The sequence below is a fragment of the Streptosporangium subroseum genome (assembly GCF_900188345.1).
Lineage (GTDB): Bacteria > Actinomycetota > Actinomycetes > Streptosporangiales > Streptosporangiaceae > Streptosporangium > Streptosporangium subroseum.
In genome coordinates, this window is the sequence record NZ_FZOD01000004.1 from 107750 (window position 1) to 129946 (window position 22197).

Here is a 22197-nt window from a genome sequence, read left to right on the forward strand (position 1 = left end):
CGGTCAGCTCCCTCCCAGGAGGTTGCCCAGGGTGAAGGTCAGGCCGGCCGCGACCACACCGACGAGAAGCTGGCGGAGCCCGCTGTACCACCAGCTGCGCGCGGTCACCCGGGAGACCAGCGCACCCGCGCCGAACAGGGCCAGGCAGGAGAGCACCGCCGAGGTCACCAGGCTGGTGACCCCCAGGAGATACGGCAGGAGCGGCAGGAGCGCGCCCACGCTGAAGAACAGGAACGAGGAGAGCGCGGCGATCCTCGGCGAGGGCAGATCCTCAAGCGTGACGCCGAGCTCGGCGCTGGCGTGCGCCTCCAGAGCCTTCACCGGATCCATCGAGATCTGCCTGGCCACCTCGGCCGCCACGACGGGGTCGACGCCGCGGCCCTCGTAGAACTTGGCCAGTTCTTCCTGCTCGGCCTCGGGATGACGCTCGATCTCGTTCCGTTCGACGTCGATCTCGGCCAGGGCGAGCTCTCGCTGGCTGGCCACCGAGACGTACTCGCCGCCGGCCATGGAGAACGCGCCGGCCGCCAGGCCGGCCACCCCGGCCAGCACGATGACCCTGGTGCTGGCCGTTCCGCCGGCGACCCCCGCGATCAGGGCGAAGTTCGAGACGAGCCCGTCCATCGCGCCGAACACCGACGGACGCAGCCAGCCGCCGTTGACATCACGATGCTCATGATGGATCTCGGCGCGGCCCCCCGGGCTCATCGCCGCTCTTTCTCTCCCTCGGACACGGCGTCGACCGTGACGTCTTCGTGGAGAGCGCCGTCCTTCCCGGGCACGACGACCTTCTCAGCCGCCACCTTGTGACGCTCGTCGTCCGCGCCGGGCTCCCGAGCCGGTTCGGTCACGACGACGCTCTGGGGCAGGTCCTGAGGCTCCTCGCCCGCGGGGCCGGACGTGTCGGCCTGGTCGGCCGGATGCGCCGGATCGGCGGATTCCTCGACATCCACGGCATTCGCAGCAGCCACAGCGCCTTCGCCCGGCGTGCTCGCGATCGCCTCCGGCTCCCCGCGCCTCGAAGACCCCTCGCCGTCAGCGGTGTCGGCGGCGTCAGCCTCGTCGTCAGCCTGGTCGGACGGGTGCGCCGGGTCGATGGAACCCTCCGCGCCCGGCGAGCCCAGGGCGAGCTCCGGCGTCATGCCGACCTGCTCGTCGTTGGTCTTGTTCCTGGCGTACCAGAAGTAGATCATCGCGCCGATGAACACGATGATCGAGGTCCACTGGTTGAGCCGCAGGCCCAGGATGTGGTGGGCGGTGTCGACGCGCAGGCCCTCGATCCAGAACCGGCCCACGGTGTAGCCCGCGACGTAGAGCGCGAACACCCGGCCGTGGCGCAGGGCGAACCTGCGCCCGACCCAGATCAGGGCGAGGCCCAGGGCCAGGTCCCAGATCGACTCGTACAGGAACGTGGGGTGGTAGGTGTCCACGCCCGGCACCGTGCCCGGCCTGTCGGGGTCGATCTCCAGGCCCCACGGCAGGTCGGTGGGGCTGCCGAACAGCTCCTGGTTGAAGTAGTTGCCCCATCGGCCGATGGCCTGGGCGATCACGATGCCGGGGGCGATGGTGTCGGCCACCGCGCCCAGGGAGAGTCCCCGGTTGCGGCAGCCGAACCACACTCCCAGGGCACCGAGGGCGACGGCGCCCCAGATGCCCAGACCACCGTTCCAGACGTACAGCGCCTCGATCGGCTCATTGGGCGCGTTGGGTCCGAAGTAGAGCTGCCAGTCGGTGATGACGTGGTACAGGCGACCACCGACCAGGCCGAACGGCACGGCCCAGACGGCGAGGTCCACGATCGTGCCGGGCTCACCGCCGCGGGCGCGCCAACGGCGTTCACCGATGACGACCGCGACGATGACGCCGAGCACGATGCACAGTGCGTAGGCCCGAAGCGGGACCACACCGAAGAGATGCCAGACCCCCTGGGAGGGGCTGGGAATCGAGGCGAGGGGCATGTCAGGTGACGTTACCGTGTTCGCAGACTACTTTGCGGCATCAAGAATAGCCTGACGCAGCGAGGCCGGCTTGAAGGCCACGTCTTGACTCAGCTCCTTGCCGTCGAGTTTCAGCGTCGGCGTGCCCGTGAGCTTCTGGGTATCCAGGATCTTGGTGCTGTACGCGATGTGTGCGGGTGCCTTTTCCTGACTGGTCACGCATTTTTCGAAGTTCGGAGCGGTGACTCCCGCCTCCTTGCCCCAGGCGACCAGATCATTGATCTTGAAACCTTCCGCGGTCTCCGAAGGCTGCTCCTTGAACAACCTGTCGTGATACGTGATCCACGGTGTGCCGCCGGGAATGCAGCGGGCGGCGGCTCCCGCACGGACGGAGTTGCCACGGGTGACGGGCGTGGTGAAGATCGTGATCGGGTGGTAGACCACCTTGGCCTTGCCCTCGGCCGCCAGATTCTTGATCGTGGCTCCGCTGGTCTCCTCCAGAGCCTTGCACGCGGGGCACTGGAAGTCCTCGTAGACGTCCAGGACGGGCTTCTCCACGCCCGCCTTGGCCATCACGACGGAACCGTCCGGGTCAACGGTGATCGGTGCGATCGCCGTGGTGGCCTGCTCGGACTCGCTGCCCTTGGCCGCGACCCACCAGCCTGCCCCGACCGCGGCCAGTGCGACCACGACGGCGGCCACAATGGTCACCATGCGCCTCATCCGCTCCTTCTGCCGCTGCTCCTCGCGCTGCGCCTTGACGCGGTCACGCGCTGACTGATCCCGCGCGGCCTTGCCCATCAGTGGTTCTCCTTTTCATGGGGCTCCTCCTCGTCACCCTCGATGCCGTCGTATGGCTCCTGCCCGGGGACCAGCCCCAGCGCGGAGTCCAGCGCGAACCGTCCTGGTGCGAACCAGGCGATGAGCACGCCGAGCACGAAGAAGCCGAAGTCCCGCACGATGTCGAAGAGATAGTTGGGCTCCACTCCCGCCTTGAGCGGACCTCCGCCGCCGAAGCAGCCGCAGTCGATCCGCAGCCCGCGGGCCCACGCCGAGGCGATGCCGATGACAAACGCCAGCATGAGCAGCGCCGAGATGGCGCCCGCGACACGGGTGAGCAGCCCGACAATCAGCAACACCCCTAGGACGATCTCCAGGATGGGCAGGCCGTAGCCGACCACCGTGGCGAGAGAGTATGGAAGCAGTTCGTATGCCTTGACCGCCTGCACCGAGAGCACAGGAGTGCCGATCTTGCCCCAACCAGCGACGATCAGCACGCCCGCCAGCAGCAGACGCGAGACGGTCGTTACCCAGAGTAGCGTTGAACCCACCGCACGCGACCTAAGAGGCGCGGGCTTATCGGAAGTCACAAGCACCTTCGTCTCCTATCCGGGCGCCCGGCACGGCCGTCCCCTGCGGGTGCCCGCTGTATCTGAAGGAAACCCCATCATGAGCTGGATAAGCGTCGGATAAACCGGTCGGCCTAAAGCAGAAGGGAGAGTGACGATGGACGGAGTACCACGATAGCAATCTGAGCCCTCGGACACGCCGGGAGGGCGGCATGACACCACCGGAACGGCTACCCACCGCGATCGACGCGGATCTCAGGGTAGTGGGAAACGGCCAGCCCGGAACGGAAACGAAAATGCGGCCGCCCTGCCGGACGGCCGCATTCTCGATGAGATTCCCGATGAAACGATCAGCCTCGGACGCCCGCCGCCAGCTCGGCGCCCAGCGCGCGGACCGCGGCCAGACCGGAGGCCTCGTCGGGGGCGTCCAGGACGCGGCGGATGAACGCCGAGCCGACGATGACGCCGTCGGCGTAGCCCGCCACCTCCGCGGCCTGCCGGCCGGTGCCGACGCCCAGGCCGACGCAGATCGGCAGGTCGGTGTGGGCGCGGGTCCGCTCGACCAGGCCCTGCGCCGCCGAGCCGACCGACTCGCGGGCGCCGGTGACGCCCATCAGCGAGGCCGCGTAGACAAAACCGGTGCAGCTGTCGATGACGGCCTTGATGCGCGTCTCGGGGGAGCTCGGCGCGACCAGGAAGACCGTGTCGATCCCGACCGCGGCGCTGGCCGTACGCCAGGGCTCGGACTCCTCGGGGGTCAGGTCGGGGGTGATCGTGCCCGTCCCGCCCGCGTTCGCCAGGTCACGGGCGAAACGCTCGGCGCCGTAGCGGTCGATGGGGTTCCAGTACGTCATGACCAGCGTGGCGGCGCCCGTCTTGGCCACGCCCTCGACCGTGCGCAGCACGTCGGCGATGCGGGTGCCGTTGGTCAGCGCCCTGTGCACGGCGTCCTGGATCGTCGGGCCGTCCATGAGCGGGTCGGAGTAGGGCAGGCCGATCTCGATCACATCGCAGCCCGCCTCCACCATGGCGGTGGCGACGGCGATCGCGCCGTCCTGCGTGGGAAATCCAGCGGGCAGGTATCCGATGAGGGCGGCGCGATCGTCCGCCTTCGCCTTGGCGAACACCGTCTGAAGAGTCGTCATCGTTGAGTTCCGTTGCGGTTCGTGGCCTCCGTCCCCTCCGGGCGCGGCCGGAGGGGAAGCAAGTCGGTCGTCAGAGGTTGAAGTACTTCATGGCGGTGCCCATGTCCTTGTCGCCGCGGCCCGAGAGGTTGACCAGAATGGTCGCCTCCGGACCCATCTCGCGCCCGAGCTTGAGGGCCCCCGCCAGCGCGTGCGAGGACTCGATCGCGGGGATGATGCCCTCGGTACGGGAGAGCAGCGAGAAGGCGTCCATCGCCTCGGCGTCGGTGATGCCGTGGTAGGAGGCGCGGCCGGTGTCCTTGAGCCAGGCGTGCTCGGGGCCGACACCGGGGTAGTCGAGACCGGCGGAGATCGAGTGGGACTCGATCGTCTGGCCTTCGTCGTCCTGCAGGACGTAGGTGCGTGAGCCGTGCAGCACTCCGACGGAGCCCTGGGTGAGCGTGAGGGCGTGCTCACCGCTCTCCAGCCCGCGGCCGCCGGCTTCGTAACCGTGCAGCTGGACGCCCTCGTCGTCGAGGAAGGCGTGGAAGATGCCGATCGCGTTGGACCCGCCGCCGACCGCCGCGGCGATCGCGTCCGGCAGCCTGCCGGTGAGCTCCAGTATCTGGCGGCGGGCCTCGACGCCGATGACGCGGGCGAAGTCGCGGACGATCTCCGGGAAGGGGTGCGGCCCGGCGATGGTGCCGAAGAGGTAGTGGGTGTGGTCGACGTTGGCGACCCAGTCGCGGAAGGCCTCGTTGATCGCGTCCTTGAGGGTCTGGCTGCCGTTGGTGACCGGGATGACGGTGGCTCCGAGCAGCTTCATGCGGGCGACGTTGAGCGCCTGGCGCTCGCAGTCGACGGCCCCCATGTAGATCACGCACTCCAGGCCCATCAGGGCGGCGGCGGTCGCGGTGGCGACGCCGTGCTGGCCGGCGCCGGTCTCGGCGATCACCCGGGTCTTGCCCAGCCGCTTGGTCAGCAGGGCCTGGCCGAGCACGTTGTTGATCTTGTGGGCGCCGGTGTGCGTCAGGTCCTCGCGCTTGAGGATGATCCGGGCGCCGCCCGCCTGCTCGGCAAAGCGGGACACCTCGGTCAGCGTGGTCGGCCGCCCGGCGTAGGTGCGCAGCAGGTGGTCGAACTCACGGATGAACGCGACGTCGTTCTTGGCCTTGTCGTATTCGGCCGCCACCTCGTCCAGCGCCGGGATGAGCGCCTCGGGCACGTAGCGTCCGCCGAAGACGCCGAACTTGCCGTGGATATCCGGGTCGTTGCCGTGGGCGCCGTTCCCGGCGAGGTCGGCGGTGGTGAGAACGGTTCCTTCTTGCGCTGTCACTGCTTACTGCCCCTCGGGTCGGGATGCGGGGTGGGCACCGGCGGTGACCAGGTCGACCACGGCGGCCCGCGGGTCCTTGCCGGTGACCAGGCTCTCGCCGACCAGGACGGCGTCGGCACCGGCCCTGGCGTAGGCGAGGAGGTCATGGGGGCCGCGCACGCCCGACTCGGCGACCTTGATGATGCCTTCGGGGATCTTGGGCGCCAGCTTGGCGAACACCTCGCGGTCCACCTCAAGGGTCTTGAGGTCTCGCGCGTTGATGCCGATGATCTTTGCTCCGGCTTCGATCGCCCGGTCGAGCTCCTCTTCGGTGTGCACCTCGACCAGCGGGGTCAGCCCGATCGACTCGGCCCGCTCGATGAGCGAGACCAGCGCGTTCTGGTCCAGCGCGGCCACGATCAGCAGCGCCAGGTCGGCGCCGTAGGCACGGGCCTCCCAGAGCTGGTAGGAGGTGACGATGAAGTCCTTGCGCAGCACCGGGATGTCGACGACGGCGCGGACCGCGGCCAGATCCTCGAGGCTGCCGCCGAAGCGGCGCCTCTCGGTCAGCACGCTGATGACGTGGGCGCCGCCCGACTCGTAGTCGGCGGCGAGTGCCGCGGGGTCGGCGATCGCGGCCAGTGCCCCCTTTGACGGGCTCGAACGCTTGACCTCGGCGATGACCGCCACGGGGTCGCCGCCCAGCGCCGCGTAGGCGTCGCGGGGTGCGGGAGCCCGCCCGGCCCGCTCCTTGAGCTCGGCCAGCGATACGCTCTTCTGCCGCTCGGCCAGATCGGCGCGGACCCCTTCGAGGATCTCCTCCAGCACGCTCATCTGTCCTCCTCGCGAAGCTCCGAGGTCAGGTCCGCGAACGTTGCCGTGCCCATGGTTCGCTCGCTCCGCTCGCTCACGAGTAAGGTCCCTCCCGGTCGATTGCCCTGTCTCGCCGATGGTATCGGCCCGGCCGAGGTCGCCCTGCCACCGGGTAACGCCTATAGGTGACTAGGGCGCCAGGAATTCCCCAAAGGGAACATTTCGCGCCACCCAAAAGGCGATCATTAAAGCGAGAAATATCCAAATATAGGCAGTATGTATGGATTTACCGTTAAATGACGCTCCACGCCAGGATCGCAGCGCCCAGCGCCCCCAGAGCACGACCAGCACCGGCACCAGGACCACCACGAACGGATTGAGCCCCAGAGCCGTGACGGGGTCGCCGTGGGCGAGCGCGTAGACGGCCCGGAGCCCACCGCAGCCCGGGCAGTAGAGCCCGGTGAGCATGAGGAACGGGCAGGTGGGGTAGTGACCGGGCTCGTTCGGGTCCACCGCGCTCACGAACACCGTCGCGGCGCCGACCACCGCCGCGGTGCCGAGCGGCGCCAGCAGGGCCCGCGCCCGCGCCCCACGCGATCTCACGATCTTCCCCGTCACCATGATTCGCCCGAACTCCCCACCGGCGGCGACCCGCCACCGGCCACGATACTCAGGGGGAGCGAAGCCCTGTCCCCGTCGTCCCCGTCGTCCCCGTCGCCCCCCGGCTAGCCCGGCATGCTGGTCGAGCCGATGATGCCCAGAAAGAGGAGTCCCCCCAGCACCAGCACCCAGCAGGCGATGCCGAAGTAGGACAGGACCAGACCGGCGATGGCCATGCCCCGCCCCTCCTCGCCGGTCCGCTTGATCTGGCTCAGCGAGATGTGGCCGAGCACGGCGCCCACGATCGAGGTGATACCGCACGCGAACAGTCCGGCGATGCCCATGACCAGCGCGGCGATGGCCATGCCGTTGTTGCCTCGGGGCGGCGGCGCGCCGTAGCCGTAGCCGCCATAGGGATCATGGCCGCCGGGCGGCGTGCCGTACCCGCCGGAACCGTACCCACCGGAGTCGTAACCGCCACCCTGAGGCGGTCCGTAACCACCCGGCTGATTCCCATAGCTCATGAATAGCTCCCCTATATGCAAGTTGCGGGCGAAATCCTAGCTAAAACACGCCGTGGACGAGGAGCCCCGCCCGCCTTGTGAGCAAGTTGTGGCCGGAAAGGCAACCAGGAAACAGAGCAACGGAGCAACGGAGCAACGAGGGAACGAGGGAACGAGGGAACGAGGGAACGAGGGAACGAGGGAACGGGGCAGCGCTGTCAGCGCTGCTCCCTGTTCTCCGGTCCGGCCGTGGGGTCGGTGCCGAGATCGATGGCGTCCCACAGCGCCCGCTCACTGGGAGCACTCTCGGCGAGGGTACGGCCCGCGCCTTCGGGATTCGCGCCGGGACGGTCGTAGCGGTCGGACATGCCGGGCCAGCGACCACCTCTGAGAACCGCCGTCACTCCCCCGCCCAGCAGGAGCAGTCCCCCGGCCGCGGCGATCAGCGGCCAGGCGACGACGGAGGCGACCTGCGGAGCGCCTCCTCCGGTCATCGGCGCCTGACTCGCCGAGATCCGCAGCGCCGCGCTCGCGCCGCTCCCCCACCAGGCCGCGGCGATCACTCCGGCCCCGCAGAGCGCCATCACGCCACCGATGATCCTGCGCCACACGCCCCTGGTCGCGAGCACGGCGACCACCGCGGCGAGCCCCGCCCAGGCCGCCGGGCCGAGCGCGGGAGCGAGCTCCGCGGCGGAGACCGCCACCTTGCGCACGCCGTACGTCACGGTGAACCAGTCGCGCCCGGCGGTGAGCAGCACGAGCGCGGCGCCCGCCACGCACACGATCACCCAGGTCCACAGCGCCCGCCTGGCCGTCACGCCGAGGCCACCGTCAGCTCGTCGGCGTCGAAGCAGGTCCGGTCGCCGGTGTGGCAGGCGGCGCCCACCTGGTCGACCTTGAGCAGGATCGTGTCGCCGTCGCAGTCGAGGGCGGCGGATTTGACGTGCTGGACGTGGCCGGAGGTATCGCCCTTCACCCAGTAGGCCCCGCGGCTGCGCGACCAGTAGGTGGCCCTGCCGGAGGTGAGCGTGCGATGCAGCGCCTCGTCGTCCATCCAGGCGAGCATCAGCACCTCGCCGGTGTCGTACTGCTGGACGACGGCGGGCACCAGCCCGTCGCCGGTGCGCTTCAGTCGTGCCGCGATGGCTGGGTCAAGGGACATGCCGCAATTGTGCCGCAACCAGGGAGAGGTACGGCGTCCGGCATGGCCGGACGAGACCCCGGACTCATCGGCGATCACGGCTGCCGCACACTGGGCGGCCATCCCGTCCGCCCGATCGCGGGAGCCGGCACGGATGCCTCGCCCCCGGCGGCCCGCACCGGTGATATCGCGACGAGCCTTGCGGTGAGAGATTTGGCCTCATAGGTTTTCGCCATGTCAGACCCAGCTGTGAGGCTGAGCGGCCTCAGCAAGAGCTTCGGCGCCGTGGCCGCGGTCGCCGGTGTCGACCTCGACATCGCCGACGGCGAGTTCTTCGCCATGCTCGGGCCGTCGGGTTCGGGCAAGACCACCGTTCTGCGGCTGATCGCGGGCTTCGAGGCCCCCACCTCCGGCAGGGTCGAGCTCGGCGGGGTGGACGTCACCCGGCTCGCCCCCTTCGAGCGGGACGTCAACACCGTCTTCCAGGACTATGCGCTGTTCCCGCACATGAACGTGGTGGACAACGTCGAGTACGGCCTCCGCGTGAAGCGGGTCCCCAAGGCCGAGCGCCGTGCCCGAGCCCTGGCCGCGCTGGAGTCGGTCCGGCTGGAGGGTCTGGAGCGGCGCAGGCCGAACCAGCTCTCCGGCGGCCAGCGCCAGCGGGTGGCCCTGGCCCGCGCCCTGGTCAACCGCCCCCGGGTGCTGCTGCTCGACGAGCCGCTCGGCGCGCTGGATCTCAAGCTCCGCGAGGAGATGCAGGTGGAGCTCAAGTCGATCCAGCGCGAGGTGGGAATCACCTTCCTGTTCGTCACCCACGACCAGGAGGAGGCGCTGACCATGAGCGACCGGGTGGCGGTGTTCGACCGCGGCCGGATCGAGCAGGTGGGCACCCCGGCCGACATCTACGAAAAACCCGTCAGCCCCTTCGTCGCGGGATTCGTCGGCACCTCCAACCTGATCTCCGGCGAGGCCGCGCAGGCCGTGCTCGGCAGGGAGGGCACCTTCAGCGTGCGGCCGGAGAAGCTGCGCGTCGCCGGGCTCGACGACGCGGTCGACGCCGCCGAGCACAGCGCGACGGGCACCGTCTCGGAGGTCGTCTACGCCGGGCCCGCCACCCGGTTCGTGGTCGAGCTCGACGTGGGTGGGCGGCTCATCGCCCTCCAGCAGAACCTGCAGGTCTCGTCCATGGACGTGATGGGTCTGCGGGGCACCAGGGTCCGCCTCGTCTGGCACCGCCGGCACGAGTTCGCGATCGTCTCGCAAGAAGGCGTCTCGTAGGAAAGGCAGTCATCACATGCGATCCACCCCCCGGACTCTCATCCGGCACAGCACGGTCGCTCTCTCGGCGCTCGCCCTGGCCACCGTCACCGCCTGCGGCGGCGCCTCCTCGCCGGAGCCCGGTGCCGGTGCCCCCGCCCCCGGCAGGAGCGGCTTCACCCCGCCCAAGATCGAGTCGCTGAAGACCCTCGGCGCGGGCGAGGGCCAGGTCAACCTGGTCAACTGGGCCGGATACGTCGAGGACGGCGGCAACGACCCCAAGGTCGACTGGGTCACCCCGTTCGAGAAGGCGACCGGCTGCCAGGTCAACGCCAAGACCGCGGGCACGTCCGACGAGATGGTCAACCTGATGAAGACCGGCGAGTACGACGCCGTCTCCGCCTCGGGCGACGCCTCGCTGCGGCTGATCGCCGGCGGGACCGTCGCTCCGGTCAACACCGCGCTGATCCCCAACTACGCCGACGTGTTCGCCGGCCTCAAGGACAAGGCGTGGAACTCGATCGACGGTGTGGCCTACGGCGTGCCGCACGGCCGCGGGGCCAACCTGCTCATGTGGCGCACCGACACGGTCAAACCCGCGCCCGACTCCTGGGGCGTGGTGTTCGACCCCGCCTCGCCGTACGCGGGGAAGATCACGGCCTACGACTCCCCGATCTACATCGCGGACGCGGCGCTGTATCTGATGGCCACCAAGCCCGAGCTCGGCATCAAGAACCCCTACGCGCTGGACGACAGGCAGTTCCAGGCCTCGGTCGACCTGCTCAAGCAGCAGAGGAAGCTCGTCGGCGAGTACTGGTCGGACTACACCAAGGAGGTCCAGGCCTTCAAGAGCGGCGACTCCGTGCTCGGCACCACCTGGCAGGTCATCGCCAACGTGGCCGCCGCGGACAAGGCGCCGATCGAGGTGACCCTGCCCAAGGAGGGGTCGACCGGCTGGTCGGACACCTGGATGATCGCCGCCGCGGCCAAGCACCCGAACTGCGCCTACAAGTGGATGGACTGGATCATCTCCCCTCAGGCCAACGCCCAGGTCGCCGAATACTTCGGGGAGGCTCCGTCCAACGCCAAGTCCTGTGAGCTGACCGCCGATCCCAAGCACTGCGAGACCTTCCACGCGGCCGACGAGGACTACTACTCCAAGGTCTGGTACTGGACCACGCCGATCGCCCAGTGCCTGGACGGCCGCACGGACGTCACGTGCAAGGACTACTCCGAGTGGACCCGGGCCTGGACCGAGATCAAGGGCTGATCCCCGCAGGAACCATCCGCACGGCGGGAGGTACGGGCCCCCGGGCCGCCTGCCCGTCCGGTCTCGCCCCCCTTCCCAGGGTTCCCATGCACGGAGGAGCCGAAGTTGACCCCCACCGCGACGGCGGGCCGCACGCCGCGACGCCGGCTCACCGCCTTTCTGCACCGGCACGCGGGTGTACGGCTGTCGCTGCTGCTGTCCGCGCCCCTGCTCTGGCTCGGCGTCGCCTACCTCGGCGCGCTGGCGGCCCTGTTCGTGACGGCCCTGTGGAGCACCGACACCTTCACCGGCGACGTGGTCAAGGAGCTGACCTGGGTCAACTTCCAGGACCTGTTCACCCTCGACGTCTACCGGACGATCGCCCTGCGCTCGGTGGGGGTGGCGGTCGCGGTGACGCTGATCGACCTGGTCATCGCGTTCCCGATGGCGTTCGCGATGGCCAAGCTGGCCTCTCCCCGCGCCCAGCGCTGGCTGGTGATCGCGGTGCTCACCCCGCTGTGGGCGTCCTATCTGGTGAAGGCCTACGCCTGGCGGATCATGCTCTCCGCCGACGGCGTCCTCGGCTGGGGGTACGGTCTGACCGCCACGATCCTCACCCTGTCCTACCTGTGGCTGCCGTACATGATCCTGCCGATCTACGCCGGACTCGAACGGCTGCCGGACTCGCTGCTGGACGCGGCCGGCGATCTGGGCGCGCGCGGCCCGCGGACGTTCCGGACCGTCGTGTGGCCGCTCACCTTCCCCGCCGTGATCGCGGGCTCGGTCTTCACCTTCTCGCTGTCGCTCGGCGACTACATCACCGTGAAGATCGTGGGCGGCACGTCGCAGCTGATCGGCAACGTCGTCTACGACAACATCGGCGCGGCCAACAACCTCCCCTTCGCCGCCGCGGTCGCCACCGTCCCCGTGGTGATCATGCTGGTCTACCTCGCCGCGGTCCGCCGCACCGGAGCCCTGGAGAACCTGTGAACCTCTCCCGTACGGCACGCACGGCGCTGTGGGCGATGCTGGCCGCGGGGCTCGGCGTCATCTACGTGCCCCTGCTCATCGTGCTGGTCAACTCCTTCAACACCGACCGCACGTTCGCCTGGCCGCCCACCGGGTTCACCGTCCGGTGGTGGGAGGCGGCCTGGAACTCCACCGGCGTGCGCGACGCGCTGTGGGCGTCCGTCCAGGCCGGGCTGGGCGCCACGGCGATCGCCCTGGTGCTCGGCACGATGGTGGCCTTCGCGATCCAGCGTTACGACTTCTTCGGCAAGAACGCGGTCTCGCTGCTGATCCTGCTGCCGATCGCCCTGCCCGGCATCGTCACCGGCATCGCGCTGAACAACGCCTTCCGGGCGGTGCTGGAACCGTTCGGGGTGAGCCTGGGCCTGTTCACCGTGATCATCGGGCACGCGACCTTCTGCGTGGTGACCGTCTACAACAACGTGCTCGCCCGCCTGCGCCGCATGGGCTCCTCCCTGGAGGAGGCCTCGGCCGACCTGGGCGCGGACACCTTCACCACGTTCCGGCTGATCACCTTCCCGATGATGCGCTCGGCACTGCTCGCGGGCGGTCTGCTCGCCTTCGCCCTGTCCTTCGACGAGATCATCGTGACCACGTTCACCGCGGGGGCCGGGGTCAGGACGCTTCCCTTGTGGATCTTCGAGAACCTCTTCCGCCCCAACCAGGCCCCGGTCGTCAACGTGGTGGCCGCCGCCCTGATCGTGGCGTCGATCGTTCCCATCTACCTCGCCCAGCGCCTGTCGGGCGGCGACGCGGGCACCCGCTGAGCGGGCGACCGGCCCCGGGCCGGCGAAACCCCTCGCCGCCCGCGAGCGGCGAGGCGGCGTCGTCTGACGGCCCGGAAGAGCGGCCGTCGTCGATCGATCAGGCCTGCGGCAGGGACGGCGTTCCGGGTGTGCGGTCGTCGTCGAGCAGGTCGGTGGCGTGGACGACGATCCGGGGGTCGGGGGACCCCACGATGTCGTGGTCCTTGTTGTCATACTCGAACAGGCTGAGGAGATGGCGCATGGCCTCGATCCGGGCCCGCTTCTTGTCGTTGCTCTTGATCACCGTCCACGGCGACTCCTCCGTGTCGGTGTGCAGGAACATGTCCTCCTTGGCCTCGGTGTACATCTCCCACTTGTCCAGCGACTCCAGATCCATCGGCGACAGCTTCCACTGCCGTACCGGGTCGACCTGGCGGATCACGAACCGGGTGCGCTGCTCGGAGCGGGACACCGAGAACCAGAACTTCACGAGGTGGATGCCGTCCCGGACGAGCATGCGCTCGAACTCGGGGGTCTGCTCCATGAACTCCAGGTATTCCTCCGGCGTGGCGAAGCCCATCACGCGCTCGACCCCGGCGCGGTTGTACCAGGACCGGTCGAAGAAGACCATCTCCCCCGCGGCCGGCAGGTGCGAGATGTAGCGCTGGAAGTACCACTGCGTGCTCTCGCGCTCGCTCGGCTTCTCCAGCGCGACCACGGTCGCCCCGCGCGGGTTGAGGTGCTCCATGAACCGCTTGATCGTGCCGCCCTTGCCCGCCGCGTCACGCCCCTCGAACAGGACCACCAGCCGGCCGCCGGTGTCCTTCACCCAGTACTGCAGCTTGAGCAGCTCGATCTGGAGCAGGCGCTTGAGCCGGTCGTACTCCGACCGGTCCATCCGCTCGCCGTAGGGATACTTCTCCCGCCAGGTGTCGACGGCGCTGCCGTCCAGCCGCACCAGGACGGGATCATCGTCGTCGTCGTCCCTGACCCGCAGGTTCGGCAGCTCGTCGAGCAGGTCACCGCGGGCTATGGCCGAGCGCACGTGAAGGATCGGGAACTGCTTATCCACCGGTTCATCACCCAGCACATTCGTCATGGTTTCCTACCCCTGAGACAGAATTTAGCCCTCGTTCTATCTCCTGCCTCCTCCGGGGGGCGTTAATCCTCGGTGGAATCATCGCGTGCGGGGCACGCCACCGCCCTCGGGGTTGCCACGAGATCACCACGATAAAAACCTACTAAACAAGTAGGTCTTGACGGGATTGAGGGACTGTGTTGAAGTGTGGGCATGAAGTCCGAGCTCCGGCTGGTGATCCGCGGTCACATCGACCTGTGCCGCGTGTGGTCCTCCTCCTGTCGCCACTGACGCTCCAGCTCTTTCGGCGGAGCGCCGCCCGCGCGCCTCCCCTCTTCTCTCCCGGACGACCAGCCAGAAAGGCTTCAACCATGCCCGTCGAATTTCCAGGCATCGGTGGCGGTGACACACGCGACGGACCGGAGACGGCACCGCGTCCGGCTCCCGGCCCACGCCGGTCGGCTGCGCGATCGGTGCGAGCGCACCGGAGATACGGCTGGGACCGGGTGCTCCTCGCCTCCGGATCCGGATCCGCCGCCCCTGCGCGGGCCGCCGCGCCCCCGGTGAACGGCGCCGGGAAGAACGGAGAGCCCGAGAGCCCCGCGCTGAAAGTGATCACCACCAGGCATCCGGGACGGTGGGTGGCCGCCGCGGTCATCGCCGTACTGCTGGCCATGGTGGCCAGCGCGCTGATCACCAACCCCGCCTGGGAGTGGGAGGTGGTCGGGGAGTTCCTGTTCGCCCCCTCGGTGCTGCGGGCGGTCGTCTTCACGCTGGAGCTGACCGCGCTGGGGATCGTCTTCGGCTTCCTGCTGGGCACCGTACTGGCGCTCATGCGGCTGTCGAAGAACCCGCTGCTGTCCTCGGCGGCCTGGGGCTACATCGCCCTGTTCCGCTCGATCCCGCTCATCCTGCAACTGCTGTTCTGGTACAACCTGGCCCTGCTGTACCCGAGGCTCTCCTTCGGCGTCCCGTTCGGCCCGGCGTTCTTCGACATCGGGACCATGGACCTGATCGGCCCGGTCACCGCCGCCGCGCTCGGCCTCGCGCTCCACCAGGCCGCCTACGCCGCGGAGATCGTCCGGGCGGGCCTGCTCTCGGTGGACCACGGACAGCGGGAGGCCGCCGCGGCGCTGGGCATCCCCAGGACCAGGCAGCTGCTGCGGATCGTCCTGCCCCAGGCGATGCGGTCGATCGTGCCCACCGCCGGCAACGAGATCATCGGCCTGGTCAAGGGCACCTCGGTGGTCTACATCATGGCCCTGCCTGAGCTGTTCTACCAGGTCCAGGTGATCTACAACCGCAACGGCCGGGTCATGGCGCTGCTGCTGGTGGCGACCATCTGGTACCTGGTCATGACCTCCGTGATGTCCGTCGCGCAGCACTACATCGAGCGCCACTACGGGAAGGGCCGCGCATGAGCGCCGCGATGGTCGACCTGAAGGCCGTGCACAAGAGCTTCGGGTCGCTGGAGGTCCTGCGCGGGGTGGACCTCCAGGTCGGCGCGGGTGAGGTCACCGTGATCATCGGCCCGTCCGGATCCGGCAAGTCGACCCTGCTGCGCACCGTCAACCACCTGGAGAAGGTGGACAGCGGGTCGGTCACCGTCGACGGCGAGCTCGTCGGCTACCGCCGGGCGGGCGACAGGCTGTACGAGCTCTCCGAGCGCGAGATCCTCCGGCAGCGGACCCGGATCGGGTTCGTCTTCCAGAGCTTCAACCTGTTCCCGCACCTGACCGTGCGGCAGAACGTCACCGAGGCGCCCACCTCGGCCCAGCGCAGGCCGAAGGCCGAGGTGGAGGCCCTGGCGGTCCGGCTGCTGGAACGCGTCGGGCTCTCGGACAAGATCGACGCCTACCCCCGGCAGCTCTCCGGCGGCCAGCAGCAGCGGGTGGCCATCGCCCGCGCCCTGGCCCTCGAACCCAAGGTCATCCTCTTCGACGAGCCGACGTCCGCGCTGGATCCGGAGCTCGTCGGGGAGGTGCTCGACGTGGTGAAGGACCTCGCCGTGAGCGGCACCACCATGATCGTCGTCACCCACGAGATCGGCTTCGCCCGCGAGGTCGCCGACACGGTGGTGTTCATGGACGAGGGCCGCATCGTCGAGCGGGGCACCCCCGCCCAGGTGCTGGACGCGCCCCGGCACGAACGCACCCGCCTGTTTCTCAGCAAGGTTCTCTGACCCCCCTAGCAAGGATCGACATGTCGTTCATATCGAGGCTCGTCCCCATCGCCGTCGCCCTACCCCTCCTTCTCTCGTCCGCCTGCGGTGCGGGTGAGAGCACGGCGGGGACAACGGACAAATCCGAGGTCGCCCCCGCCGCCGCTCCGTCCGGAGCCGCCGGCGCGAAGATCAACACCAGTCCCGAGCAGAACCGGGTCCGCGCCGACAAGGTCGAGACCATCGCCGCCGAGGTTCCCGAGGCGATCCGCGCCGACGGTCAGCTCACCGTCGGTTTCAACGGCGAGGGCTCCCCGCCCCTGGTGTTCCTGGCCGACGACGACACCACGCTGATCGGCGTCGAGACCGACCTCGCCCACCTCATCGGCGACGTCCTGGGCCTGGAGGTGAAGGCGGAGAACACCTCGTGGGAGAACCTGTTCCTCGCCGTGAAGTCCGGCAAGTACGACGCGGTCCTCAACAACGTCACGGTGACCGAGGAGCGCAAGGACATCTACGACTTCGCCACCTACCGGGTGGACCAGCTCGCCTGGCAGGTGGGCGCGAACAGCCCGATCACCAAGATCGAGAAGCCCGCCGACATCGCCGGGCTGAACGTGTCGGTCGGGTCGGGCACCAACCAGGAGAAGATCCTGCTGGACTGGGACGCCCAGAACCAGAAGGCCGGGCTCAAGGCGGCCCAGATCCAGTACTACCAGAAGTACGGTGACGTGCTGCTCGCCCTGAAGTCCGGTCGCATCCAGGCCTACTTCGGCCCCAACCCGTCCATCGCCTACCAGGTGGCCGTCGGCGGCGACAGCAGGATCGTGGGAACCGTTCCGGGCGGCGGCTCCATCCCGGGCCTGATCGCGGTCATGACCCTCAAGGGGAACGGGCTCGTCAAGCCGGTCAACGAGGCGCTGAACACGCTCATCAAGAACGGCAAGTACGCCGAGGTGCTCAAGCGCTGGGGTCTCGAGAACGAGGCGCTGCCCGAGTCCCTGATCAACCCCCCCGGCCTCCCGAGGCAGCCCAAGTGAGCATCGACTCCATCGAGGTACGGCACGTCGCGGTCAGGGACCCGGAGGTCCGGCCGCTCCTGGACGACCTGCACTTCGAGTACACCAGCCGGTACGGCCCCAACCAGGAACTCTCCCGTTATCCCGACGACGAGTTCGCCCCGGAGCGGGGAGGGGCGTTCCTGATCCTCGTCGAGCACGGGCAGACCATCGCCGGCGGCGCGTTCCGCCGCTACGACCCCGAGACCGCCGAGCTCAAGCGGATCTGGACCCATCCGGACCACCGGCGGCGCGGTCTCGGCCTCGCCGTCGTGCGCGAGCTCGAACGGGAGGTGCTGCGGCAGGGCTACCGCCGGATCTACCTCACCACCGGCCCTCGGCAGCCCGAGGCCGCCGGACTCTACCTGACCGGCGGCTACACCCCGCTCTACGACGTGGAGGCCGACCCCGAGACCGTCGGCGTGCACCCCTTCGAAAAACTCCTCTAGGAGCTGCGGGCCGAGACCCAGGAGGCGTGCATGTCGGCGTAGACACCGGGCTCCCTGACGAGCTCGGCGTGCGGGCCGCGCTGCACGATCCGGCCCTTGTCGAAGACCAGCACCTCGTCCGCCGCCTCGGCGGTGGACAGCCGGTGGGCGATGGAGACGGCGGTACGGCCCCGCGTGACACCCTCGAGCGCGCGGGCCAGCCGTACCTCCGTCGCCGGATCCACCGCGGAGGTGGCCTCGTCCAGCAGAAGCAGGTCCGGGTCGGCCAGGTAGGCGCGGGCCAGCGCGACGAGCTGGCGCTCGCCCGCCGACATCGACTCGCCGCGCTGACCGACCCGGGTGGAGAGGTCGTCGGGCAGGCCTTCCAGCCAGTCGGCGAGCCCCAGCTCGGTCAGGGCCAGCCGGATCTCCTCGTCGGTCGCCGAGGGGCGGCCGAATCGGATGTTCTCCGCCAGGGTGCCGTCGAACAGGAAACCGTCCTGCGGCACCATGACGATCCGCTCGCGCAGCGAGGAGAAACGGACCGTCCGCAGATCCTCCCCGTCCACGGTGACCCGGCCCGAGGCCGGGTCCATCAGCCGGGTGAGCAGCTTGGCGAAGGTCGTCTTGCCGGAACCGGTCTCCCCCACCACGGCGACCCTGGAGCGCGGCGGGATGCGCACCGAGACCTCGTGCAGCACCGGCACGCCACCGGGGTAGGCGAACCCGACGTCCTCGAAGGAGACCGAGATGGGACCGCGGGGCAGCTCGACGCCCTCCGGGCCCGGGTCGACGACGTCAGGCGGGGTGTCGAGCACACCGAGGATGCGCCGCCATCCGGCGATCGCGTTCTGCGCCTCGTTGAGCACCTCGGTGGCGATCTGCAGCGGCGAGACGAACAGCGTGATCAGGAACAGGAAGGCGATCAGGCGCCCGACCGTGATGTCGCCCCCGATGCCCAGCTTCACCCCGAGCAGCACCACCCCGGCCACGGCCACCGCCGCGACGATCTCGGTCAGCGGGAAGACGGTCGCGACGATCTTCTGCGTGCGGGCCTGGGCGGCCTTGTTGGCCTCGATCGCGACGTCGAGCCGCTGCGCCGTACGGGCCTCCGAGCCGTGGGCCCGGATCACCGCCGCGCCCACGACCGCCTCGCTGACGGCGGAGAGCATGTCGCCGGTGCGCTCGCGGACCAGCGTGTAGGCCCCCGAGAGCCACCGCTGGAAGCGCGGCAGCGCCACCAGGAGCGGCAGGAAGCAGAGCCAGACCAGCAGGGCGAGCTGCCAGGAGTAGACGAACATCAGCACGGTGGCGACCAGGAGCTGGCCCAGGGCGATGATGATCATCAGTCCGCCCGACTGCATGAACACGCTGATCTGGTCGACGTCGCCGGTGACCCGGGAGACCAGGGCCCCCCGGCGCTCGGCGTTCTGGGTGAGCACCGACAGGTCGTGCACGTGCCGGAAGCCACGCACCCTGAGCGTGGCGAGGGAGGACTCGCTCGCCTTGTAGAGGCGGACGTTCATCAGATACGCGCACAGCGCGGTGATCACCACGGCGGCCGCGCACAGCAGTACGGCGGTGCGGATGTAGGCCAGGTCGGGACCCGACTCCTGGAGCCCCGTGTCGATGGTCTGCTGGACGGCGATCGGCACGATCACCTTGCCCAGCGTCGCCACCACGGCCAGCAGGAGCGTCCCGGCCAATCCCTTGCGAAACTCCGGCGTGAGCGACAGTCCATGCCGGACGGTGGCGAGCGCCGACCGTTCGACTCCCTGCAACGAACTCACGCGCTGACCTCTTCCTCTGCGCCGAGCGCCTCGCGCTCGGCCTCTTGACGTTCGTAGGCGGTGACCAGGTTGCGGTAGCCCTCGCAGCGGGCCAGCAGCTCCTCGTGGGAGCCGCGGTCGGCGATCCTGCCCTGCTGGAGGTAGACGACCTCGTCGGCCAGGGCGATGGTGGCCATCCGGTAGGCGACGACGATCACGGTCGAGGCCTGGGCCGCGTCCCGCAGGCCGTACAGGATCCTGGCCTCGACCTGCGGGTCCACGCTGGAGGTGGCGTCGTCCAGGATGAGCAGCCGCGGGCGGCGGACCAGCGCGCGGGCCAGTGCCACCCGCTGGCGCTGGCCACCGGACAGGGTCGTGCCGCGCTCGCCGACCATGGTGTCGAGCCCCGAGGGGAGACCGCTGACGAACCCGTCGGCCTGGGCCAGGCGCAGCGCCGCCCAGACGTCCTCGTCCCCGACCGGCAGGCCGAGGGTGACGTTGCCGCGCACGCTGTCGTCGAACAGGAACGTCTGCTGGGGCACCAGCGCCACCACGTCGCTGACCCCGCCGTGCGCGACCTCGCGCAGGTCCACCTCGTCCACCAGCACGGCGCCCGCCTCCGGGTCGACCAGGCGGATGAAGGTCTGGGTGAGCGTGGACTTTCCGGAGCCCGTGGGGCCGACCAGCGCGACGGTGCGGCCGGGTTCGACCTTCAGGCTCACGTCGTGCAGGACGGGGTAGTCGCCGTAGGAGTAGCCGAGGTCACGGACCTCCAGCCTGGCCGGGGACGTGCCGGACAGTGTGGCGGTGCCGTACTCCATGGAGCCCGTCGCGGTGAGCACGCCCTTGATCCGCTCGTAGCCGACGACGGCGCGGGGCAGCTCGCCGAGCACCCAGCCGAGCGCGCGGATCGGGAAGGCCAGCAGGGTGAACAGGTAGGCGACCTGGACGAGGACGCCCGAGGTGATCGCGCCGCTCTCCAGCCGGAACGCGCCGATCAGCAGCACCGCGAGCACGCCCAGCGTGGGCAGTGCCTCCAGCATCGGGTCGAACAGGCCGCGGACCCTGCCGACGGCGATGTTGGCGTCGCGGAGCTCGTTGGCCCTGGCCCGGAACCTGTCGGTCTCCTCGGTCTCGCGGCCGAGGGTCTTGACGACCAGGGCGCCGTCGAAGCTCTCGTGCGCGATCTCGCTGACCTCCGCGCGCAGCTGCTGGGCCCGGGTGGCCAGGGGGCTGAGCTTGCGCTGGTAGACCAGGTTCAGCACGGCGATCGCCGGGAAGATCAGGAAGCCCACCAGGGCGAGGATCGGATCGGTGATCACCATCGCGACCGCCGCGGTGACCAGCATGACGATCACGCCGACCGCCATCGGCAGCGGGGCCAGCGGCGCCCAGGCGGCCTCGGCGTCGGCATTGGCGTTGGAGAGGAGCTGGCCGGTCGGGTGCCTGTGGTGCCAGGCCAGCGGGAGCTTCAGGTACTGCCGGGTGACGGCCCGGCGGGAGTGGGCCTGCATCCGGTACTGCATGACCCCGGCGAGGAACCGTCGTCCGGCCACGCCCATCGCCTTGAGGAGGGCGACGCCGAGGATGAGAGCCGTGCCGAAGGTGAGCGCACCGGTGGTGATCTCTCCCTGCTTGAGCGCGGGCTCCACGACGTTCTCCGTGGCCCAGCCGAGCGCCCACGCCGACGCGACCGTCATGCCGCCGTACAGCGCGCTGAACACGACGGCGGCGGCGAAGACCGCCTTCTCCGTCCGGATGGCCACCCCGAGGACCTGAAGCCCCCGGCGCATGACGGCGGGAGTCACCTTGCTCGCCACTCGGGGGGTGTCCTTTCAGAGGAAATATTTCTGCCTAAGTCACTATCAATTTGGATCAAGCGCTTATTCCCGAGTCCGTGACGCCAGGCGAGCATCCGGCGCTGTGGTTGCCCGAACAACAACCTTGATAGGGTCGGACATGTGACATACGCCCGCGCCGAACGCGCCGCGCTCAGCGACCTGCTCGCCGGGCTCGGTCCGGACGCCCCCACTCTCTGCGAGGGCTGGACCACCTTCGACCTCGCCGCCCACCTGGTCCTGCGCGAACGCCGCACGGACGCCGCCGGCGGCATCATGCTCTCGTCGCTGGCCGGATACGCCGCCAGGGTGCAGGAGTCCCTGAAGGCCAAGCACGGATACGCGGGCCTCGTCGAGCTCCTGCGCTCCGGCCCCGCCGGGATCTACCGCCTGCCCGGCCTGGACCGGCTGGTCAACACCGCCGAATACTTCATCCACCACGAGGACGTACGGCGTGCGCAGCGGGTCTGGGAGCCGCGCGAGCTTCCCGCCGACTTCGACGAGACCCTCTGGAAGCAGACCCGCGCGGGCACCCGCGTGTTCCTGCGCAAGTCACCGGTCCGCGTCGTCCTGCACCGCATCGGCGGCGGCGTCGCCATCGGCGGGCCCAAGGACACCCCGCAGGCCGAGGTGACCGGCACGGCGGGCGAGCTCATCCTTTTCTGCTTCGGCCGCCAGTCCCACGCCAGGGTCGACGTCACCGGCGACGACGAGGTGGTGGCCAAGCTGATGGACGCCTCGCTGGGCACCTGACCCGCCCGCTCCCGTCTCCCCCTCCCGGTCCCGTCACGGCCCGTCCGGA

General features: G+C 69.5%; 23 protein-coding genes. 9 read left to right on the plus strand and 14 right to left on the minus strand.

All coding sequences use genetic code 11. The features are described from left to right. Window positions 1–3 precede the first annotated feature (3 nt). The 11 genes from CHC08_RS05685 to hisI form a co-directional block, all read right to left on the minus strand. A complete protein-coding gene (locus CHC08_RS05685; RefSeq protein WP_089206085.1) occupies window positions 4–708 on the minus strand; it encodes a VIT1/CCC1 transporter family protein in 705 nt (234 codons plus the stop codon). Then, a complete protein-coding gene (lgt, locus tag CHC08_RS05690; RefSeq protein ID WP_245878148.1) occupies window positions 705–1958 on the minus strand; it encodes a prolipoprotein diacylglyceryl transferase in 1254 nt (417 codons plus the stop codon). Before lgt ends, CHC08_RS05685 begins: the two co-directional genes overlap by 4 nt. A gap of 27 nt (window positions 1959–1985) precedes the next feature. Beyond that, window positions 1986–2738 carry a DsbA family protein gene (locus CHC08_RS05695; RefSeq protein WP_089206086.1) on the minus strand — a complete coding sequence of 251 codons (753 nt, stop codon included), beginning with the start codon at window positions 2736–2738 and terminating at the stop codon, window positions 1986–1988. Beyond that, window positions 2738–3268, minus strand: coding sequence for a MauE/DoxX family redox-associated membrane protein (locus CHC08_RS05700; protein ID WP_245878149.1), 531 nt, complete (start codon window positions 3266–3268; stop codon window positions 2738–2740). Before CHC08_RS05700 ends, CHC08_RS05695 begins: the two co-directional genes overlap by 1 nt. A gap of 368 nt (window positions 3269–3636) precedes the next feature. Then, window positions 3637–4431, minus strand: coding sequence for a tryptophan synthase subunit alpha (gene trpA, locus CHC08_RS05705; protein WP_089206088.1), 795 nt, complete (start codon window positions 4429–4431; stop codon window positions 3637–3639). A gap of 70 nt (window positions 4432–4501) precedes the next feature. After that, on the minus strand, window positions 4502–5746 hold the full coding sequence (gene trpB / locus CHC08_RS05710; RefSeq protein ID WP_089206089.1) for a tryptophan synthase subunit beta: 1245 nt from the start codon (window positions 5744–5746) through the stop codon (window positions 4502–4504). Window positions 5747–5749: 3 nt separating this feature from the next. Further along, entirely contained in the window at window positions 5750–6559 is an 810-nt protein-coding gene (trpC, locus tag CHC08_RS05715; protein WP_089206090.1) for an indole-3-glycerol phosphate synthase TrpC, read from the minus strand. 168 nt (window positions 6560–6727) lie between these two features. Next, a complete protein-coding gene (locus CHC08_RS05720; RefSeq protein ID WP_245878150.1) occupies window positions 6728–7141 on the minus strand; it encodes a DUF2752 domain-containing protein in 414 nt (137 codons plus the stop codon). 122 nt (window positions 7142–7263) lie between these two features. Beyond that, a complete protein-coding gene (locus CHC08_RS05725) occupies window positions 7264–7662 on the minus strand; it encodes a DUF4190 domain-containing protein (protein ID WP_089206092.1) in 399 nt (132 codons plus the stop codon). A gap of 197 nt (window positions 7663–7859) precedes the next feature. Next, on the minus strand, window positions 7860–8459 hold the full coding sequence (locus CHC08_RS05730; protein ID WP_179281900.1) for a TIGR02234 family membrane protein: 600 nt from the start codon (window positions 8457–8459) through the stop codon (window positions 7860–7862). Continuing rightward, window positions 8456–8803 carry a phosphoribosyl-AMP cyclohydrolase gene (gene hisI, locus CHC08_RS05735; RefSeq protein WP_089206094.1) on the minus strand — a complete coding sequence of 116 codons (348 nt, stop codon included), beginning with the start codon at window positions 8801–8803 and terminating at the stop codon, window positions 8456–8458. Before hisI ends, CHC08_RS05730 begins: the two co-directional genes overlap by 4 nt. Window positions 8804–9016: 213 nt before the next feature. On the opposite strand from hisI, the gene CHC08_RS05740 reads away from it, so the two are divergent. From CHC08_RS05740 to CHC08_RS05755, 4 genes are all read left to right on the plus strand, one after another. Next, entirely contained in the window at window positions 9017–10060 is a 1044-nt protein-coding gene (locus CHC08_RS05740) for an ABC transporter ATP-binding protein (RefSeq protein ID WP_089206095.1), read from the plus strand. Between the two features lie 16 nt (window positions 10061–10076). Then, window positions 10077–11309, plus strand: a complete 1233-nt coding sequence (locus CHC08_RS05745) for an ABC transporter substrate-binding protein (protein ID WP_089206096.1) — start codon at window positions 10077–10079, stop codon at window positions 11307–11309. Window positions 11310–11414: 105 nt separating this feature from the next. Continuing rightward, complete coding sequence (locus CHC08_RS05750) at window positions 11415–12278, plus strand: ABC transporter permease (RefSeq protein WP_089206097.1); 864 nt, start codon at window positions 11415–11417, stop codon at window positions 12276–12278. Further along, a complete protein-coding gene (locus CHC08_RS05755; protein WP_089206098.1) occupies window positions 12275–13084 on the plus strand; it encodes an ABC transporter permease in 810 nt (269 codons plus the stop codon). The genes CHC08_RS05750 and CHC08_RS05755 overlap by 4 nt, the downstream gene beginning before the upstream one ends. Before the next feature lie 97 nt (window positions 13085–13181). Here CHC08_RS05755 and ppk2 read toward each other — a convergent pair whose 3' ends face one another. Next, on the minus strand, window positions 13182–14162 hold the full coding sequence (gene ppk2 / locus CHC08_RS05760) for a polyphosphate kinase 2 (RefSeq protein ID WP_089206099.1): 981 nt from the start codon (window positions 14160–14162) through the stop codon (window positions 13182–13184). 452 nt (window positions 14163–14614) lie between these two features. Here ppk2 and CHC08_RS05765 point away from each other — a divergent pair, with 452 nt between their 5' ends. From CHC08_RS05765 to CHC08_RS05780, 4 genes are read left to right on the plus strand one after another with little or no spacing between them, the layout of a single operon-like run. Then, complete coding sequence (locus CHC08_RS05765) at window positions 14615–15562, plus strand: amino acid ABC transporter permease (protein ID WP_245878151.1); 948 nt, start codon at window positions 14615–14617, stop codon at window positions 15560–15562. After that, a complete protein-coding gene (locus CHC08_RS05770; protein WP_089206100.1) occupies window positions 15559–16323 on the plus strand; it encodes an amino acid ABC transporter ATP-binding protein in 765 nt (254 codons plus the stop codon). The genes CHC08_RS05765 and CHC08_RS05770 overlap by 4 nt, the downstream gene beginning before the upstream one ends. A gap of 20 nt (window positions 16324–16343) precedes the next feature. Beyond that, window positions 16344–17342, plus strand: a complete 999-nt coding sequence (locus CHC08_RS05775; protein ID WP_089206101.1) for an ABC transporter substrate-binding protein — start codon at window positions 16344–16346, stop codon at window positions 17340–17342. Continuing rightward, window positions 17339–17809: a GNAT family N-acetyltransferase gene (locus CHC08_RS05780; RefSeq protein WP_089206102.1), complete on the plus strand. Its 471-nt coding sequence runs from the start codon at window positions 17339–17341 to the stop codon at window positions 17807–17809. Before CHC08_RS05775 ends, CHC08_RS05780 begins: the two co-directional genes overlap by 4 nt. On the opposite strand, the gene CHC08_RS05785 is transcribed toward CHC08_RS05780, so the two are convergent. Both CHC08_RS05785 and CHC08_RS05790 read right to left on the minus strand, forming a co-directional pair. Then, on the minus strand, window positions 17806–19578 hold the full coding sequence (locus CHC08_RS05785; RefSeq protein WP_089206103.1) for an ABC transporter ATP-binding protein: 1773 nt from the start codon (window positions 19576–19578) through the stop codon (window positions 17806–17808). The two genes, CHC08_RS05780 and CHC08_RS05785, sit on opposite strands and share 4 nt — an antisense overlap. Then, entirely contained in the window at window positions 19575–21350 is a 1776-nt protein-coding gene (locus CHC08_RS05790; protein WP_179281918.1) for an ABC transporter ATP-binding protein, read from the minus strand. Before CHC08_RS05790 ends, CHC08_RS05785 begins: the two co-directional genes overlap by 4 nt. A 168-nt stretch (window positions 21351–21518) precedes the next feature. On the opposite strand from CHC08_RS05790, the gene CHC08_RS05795 reads away from it, so the two are divergent. Beyond that, the gene (locus CHC08_RS05795) at window positions 21519–22148 is read left to right on the plus strand and encodes a TIGR03085 family metal-binding protein (RefSeq protein WP_089206105.1); all 630 of its coding nucleotides are present in this window, start codon (window positions 21519–21521) and stop codon (window positions 22146–22148) included. The last annotated feature ends 49 nt before the right edge of the window (window positions 22149–22197 follow it).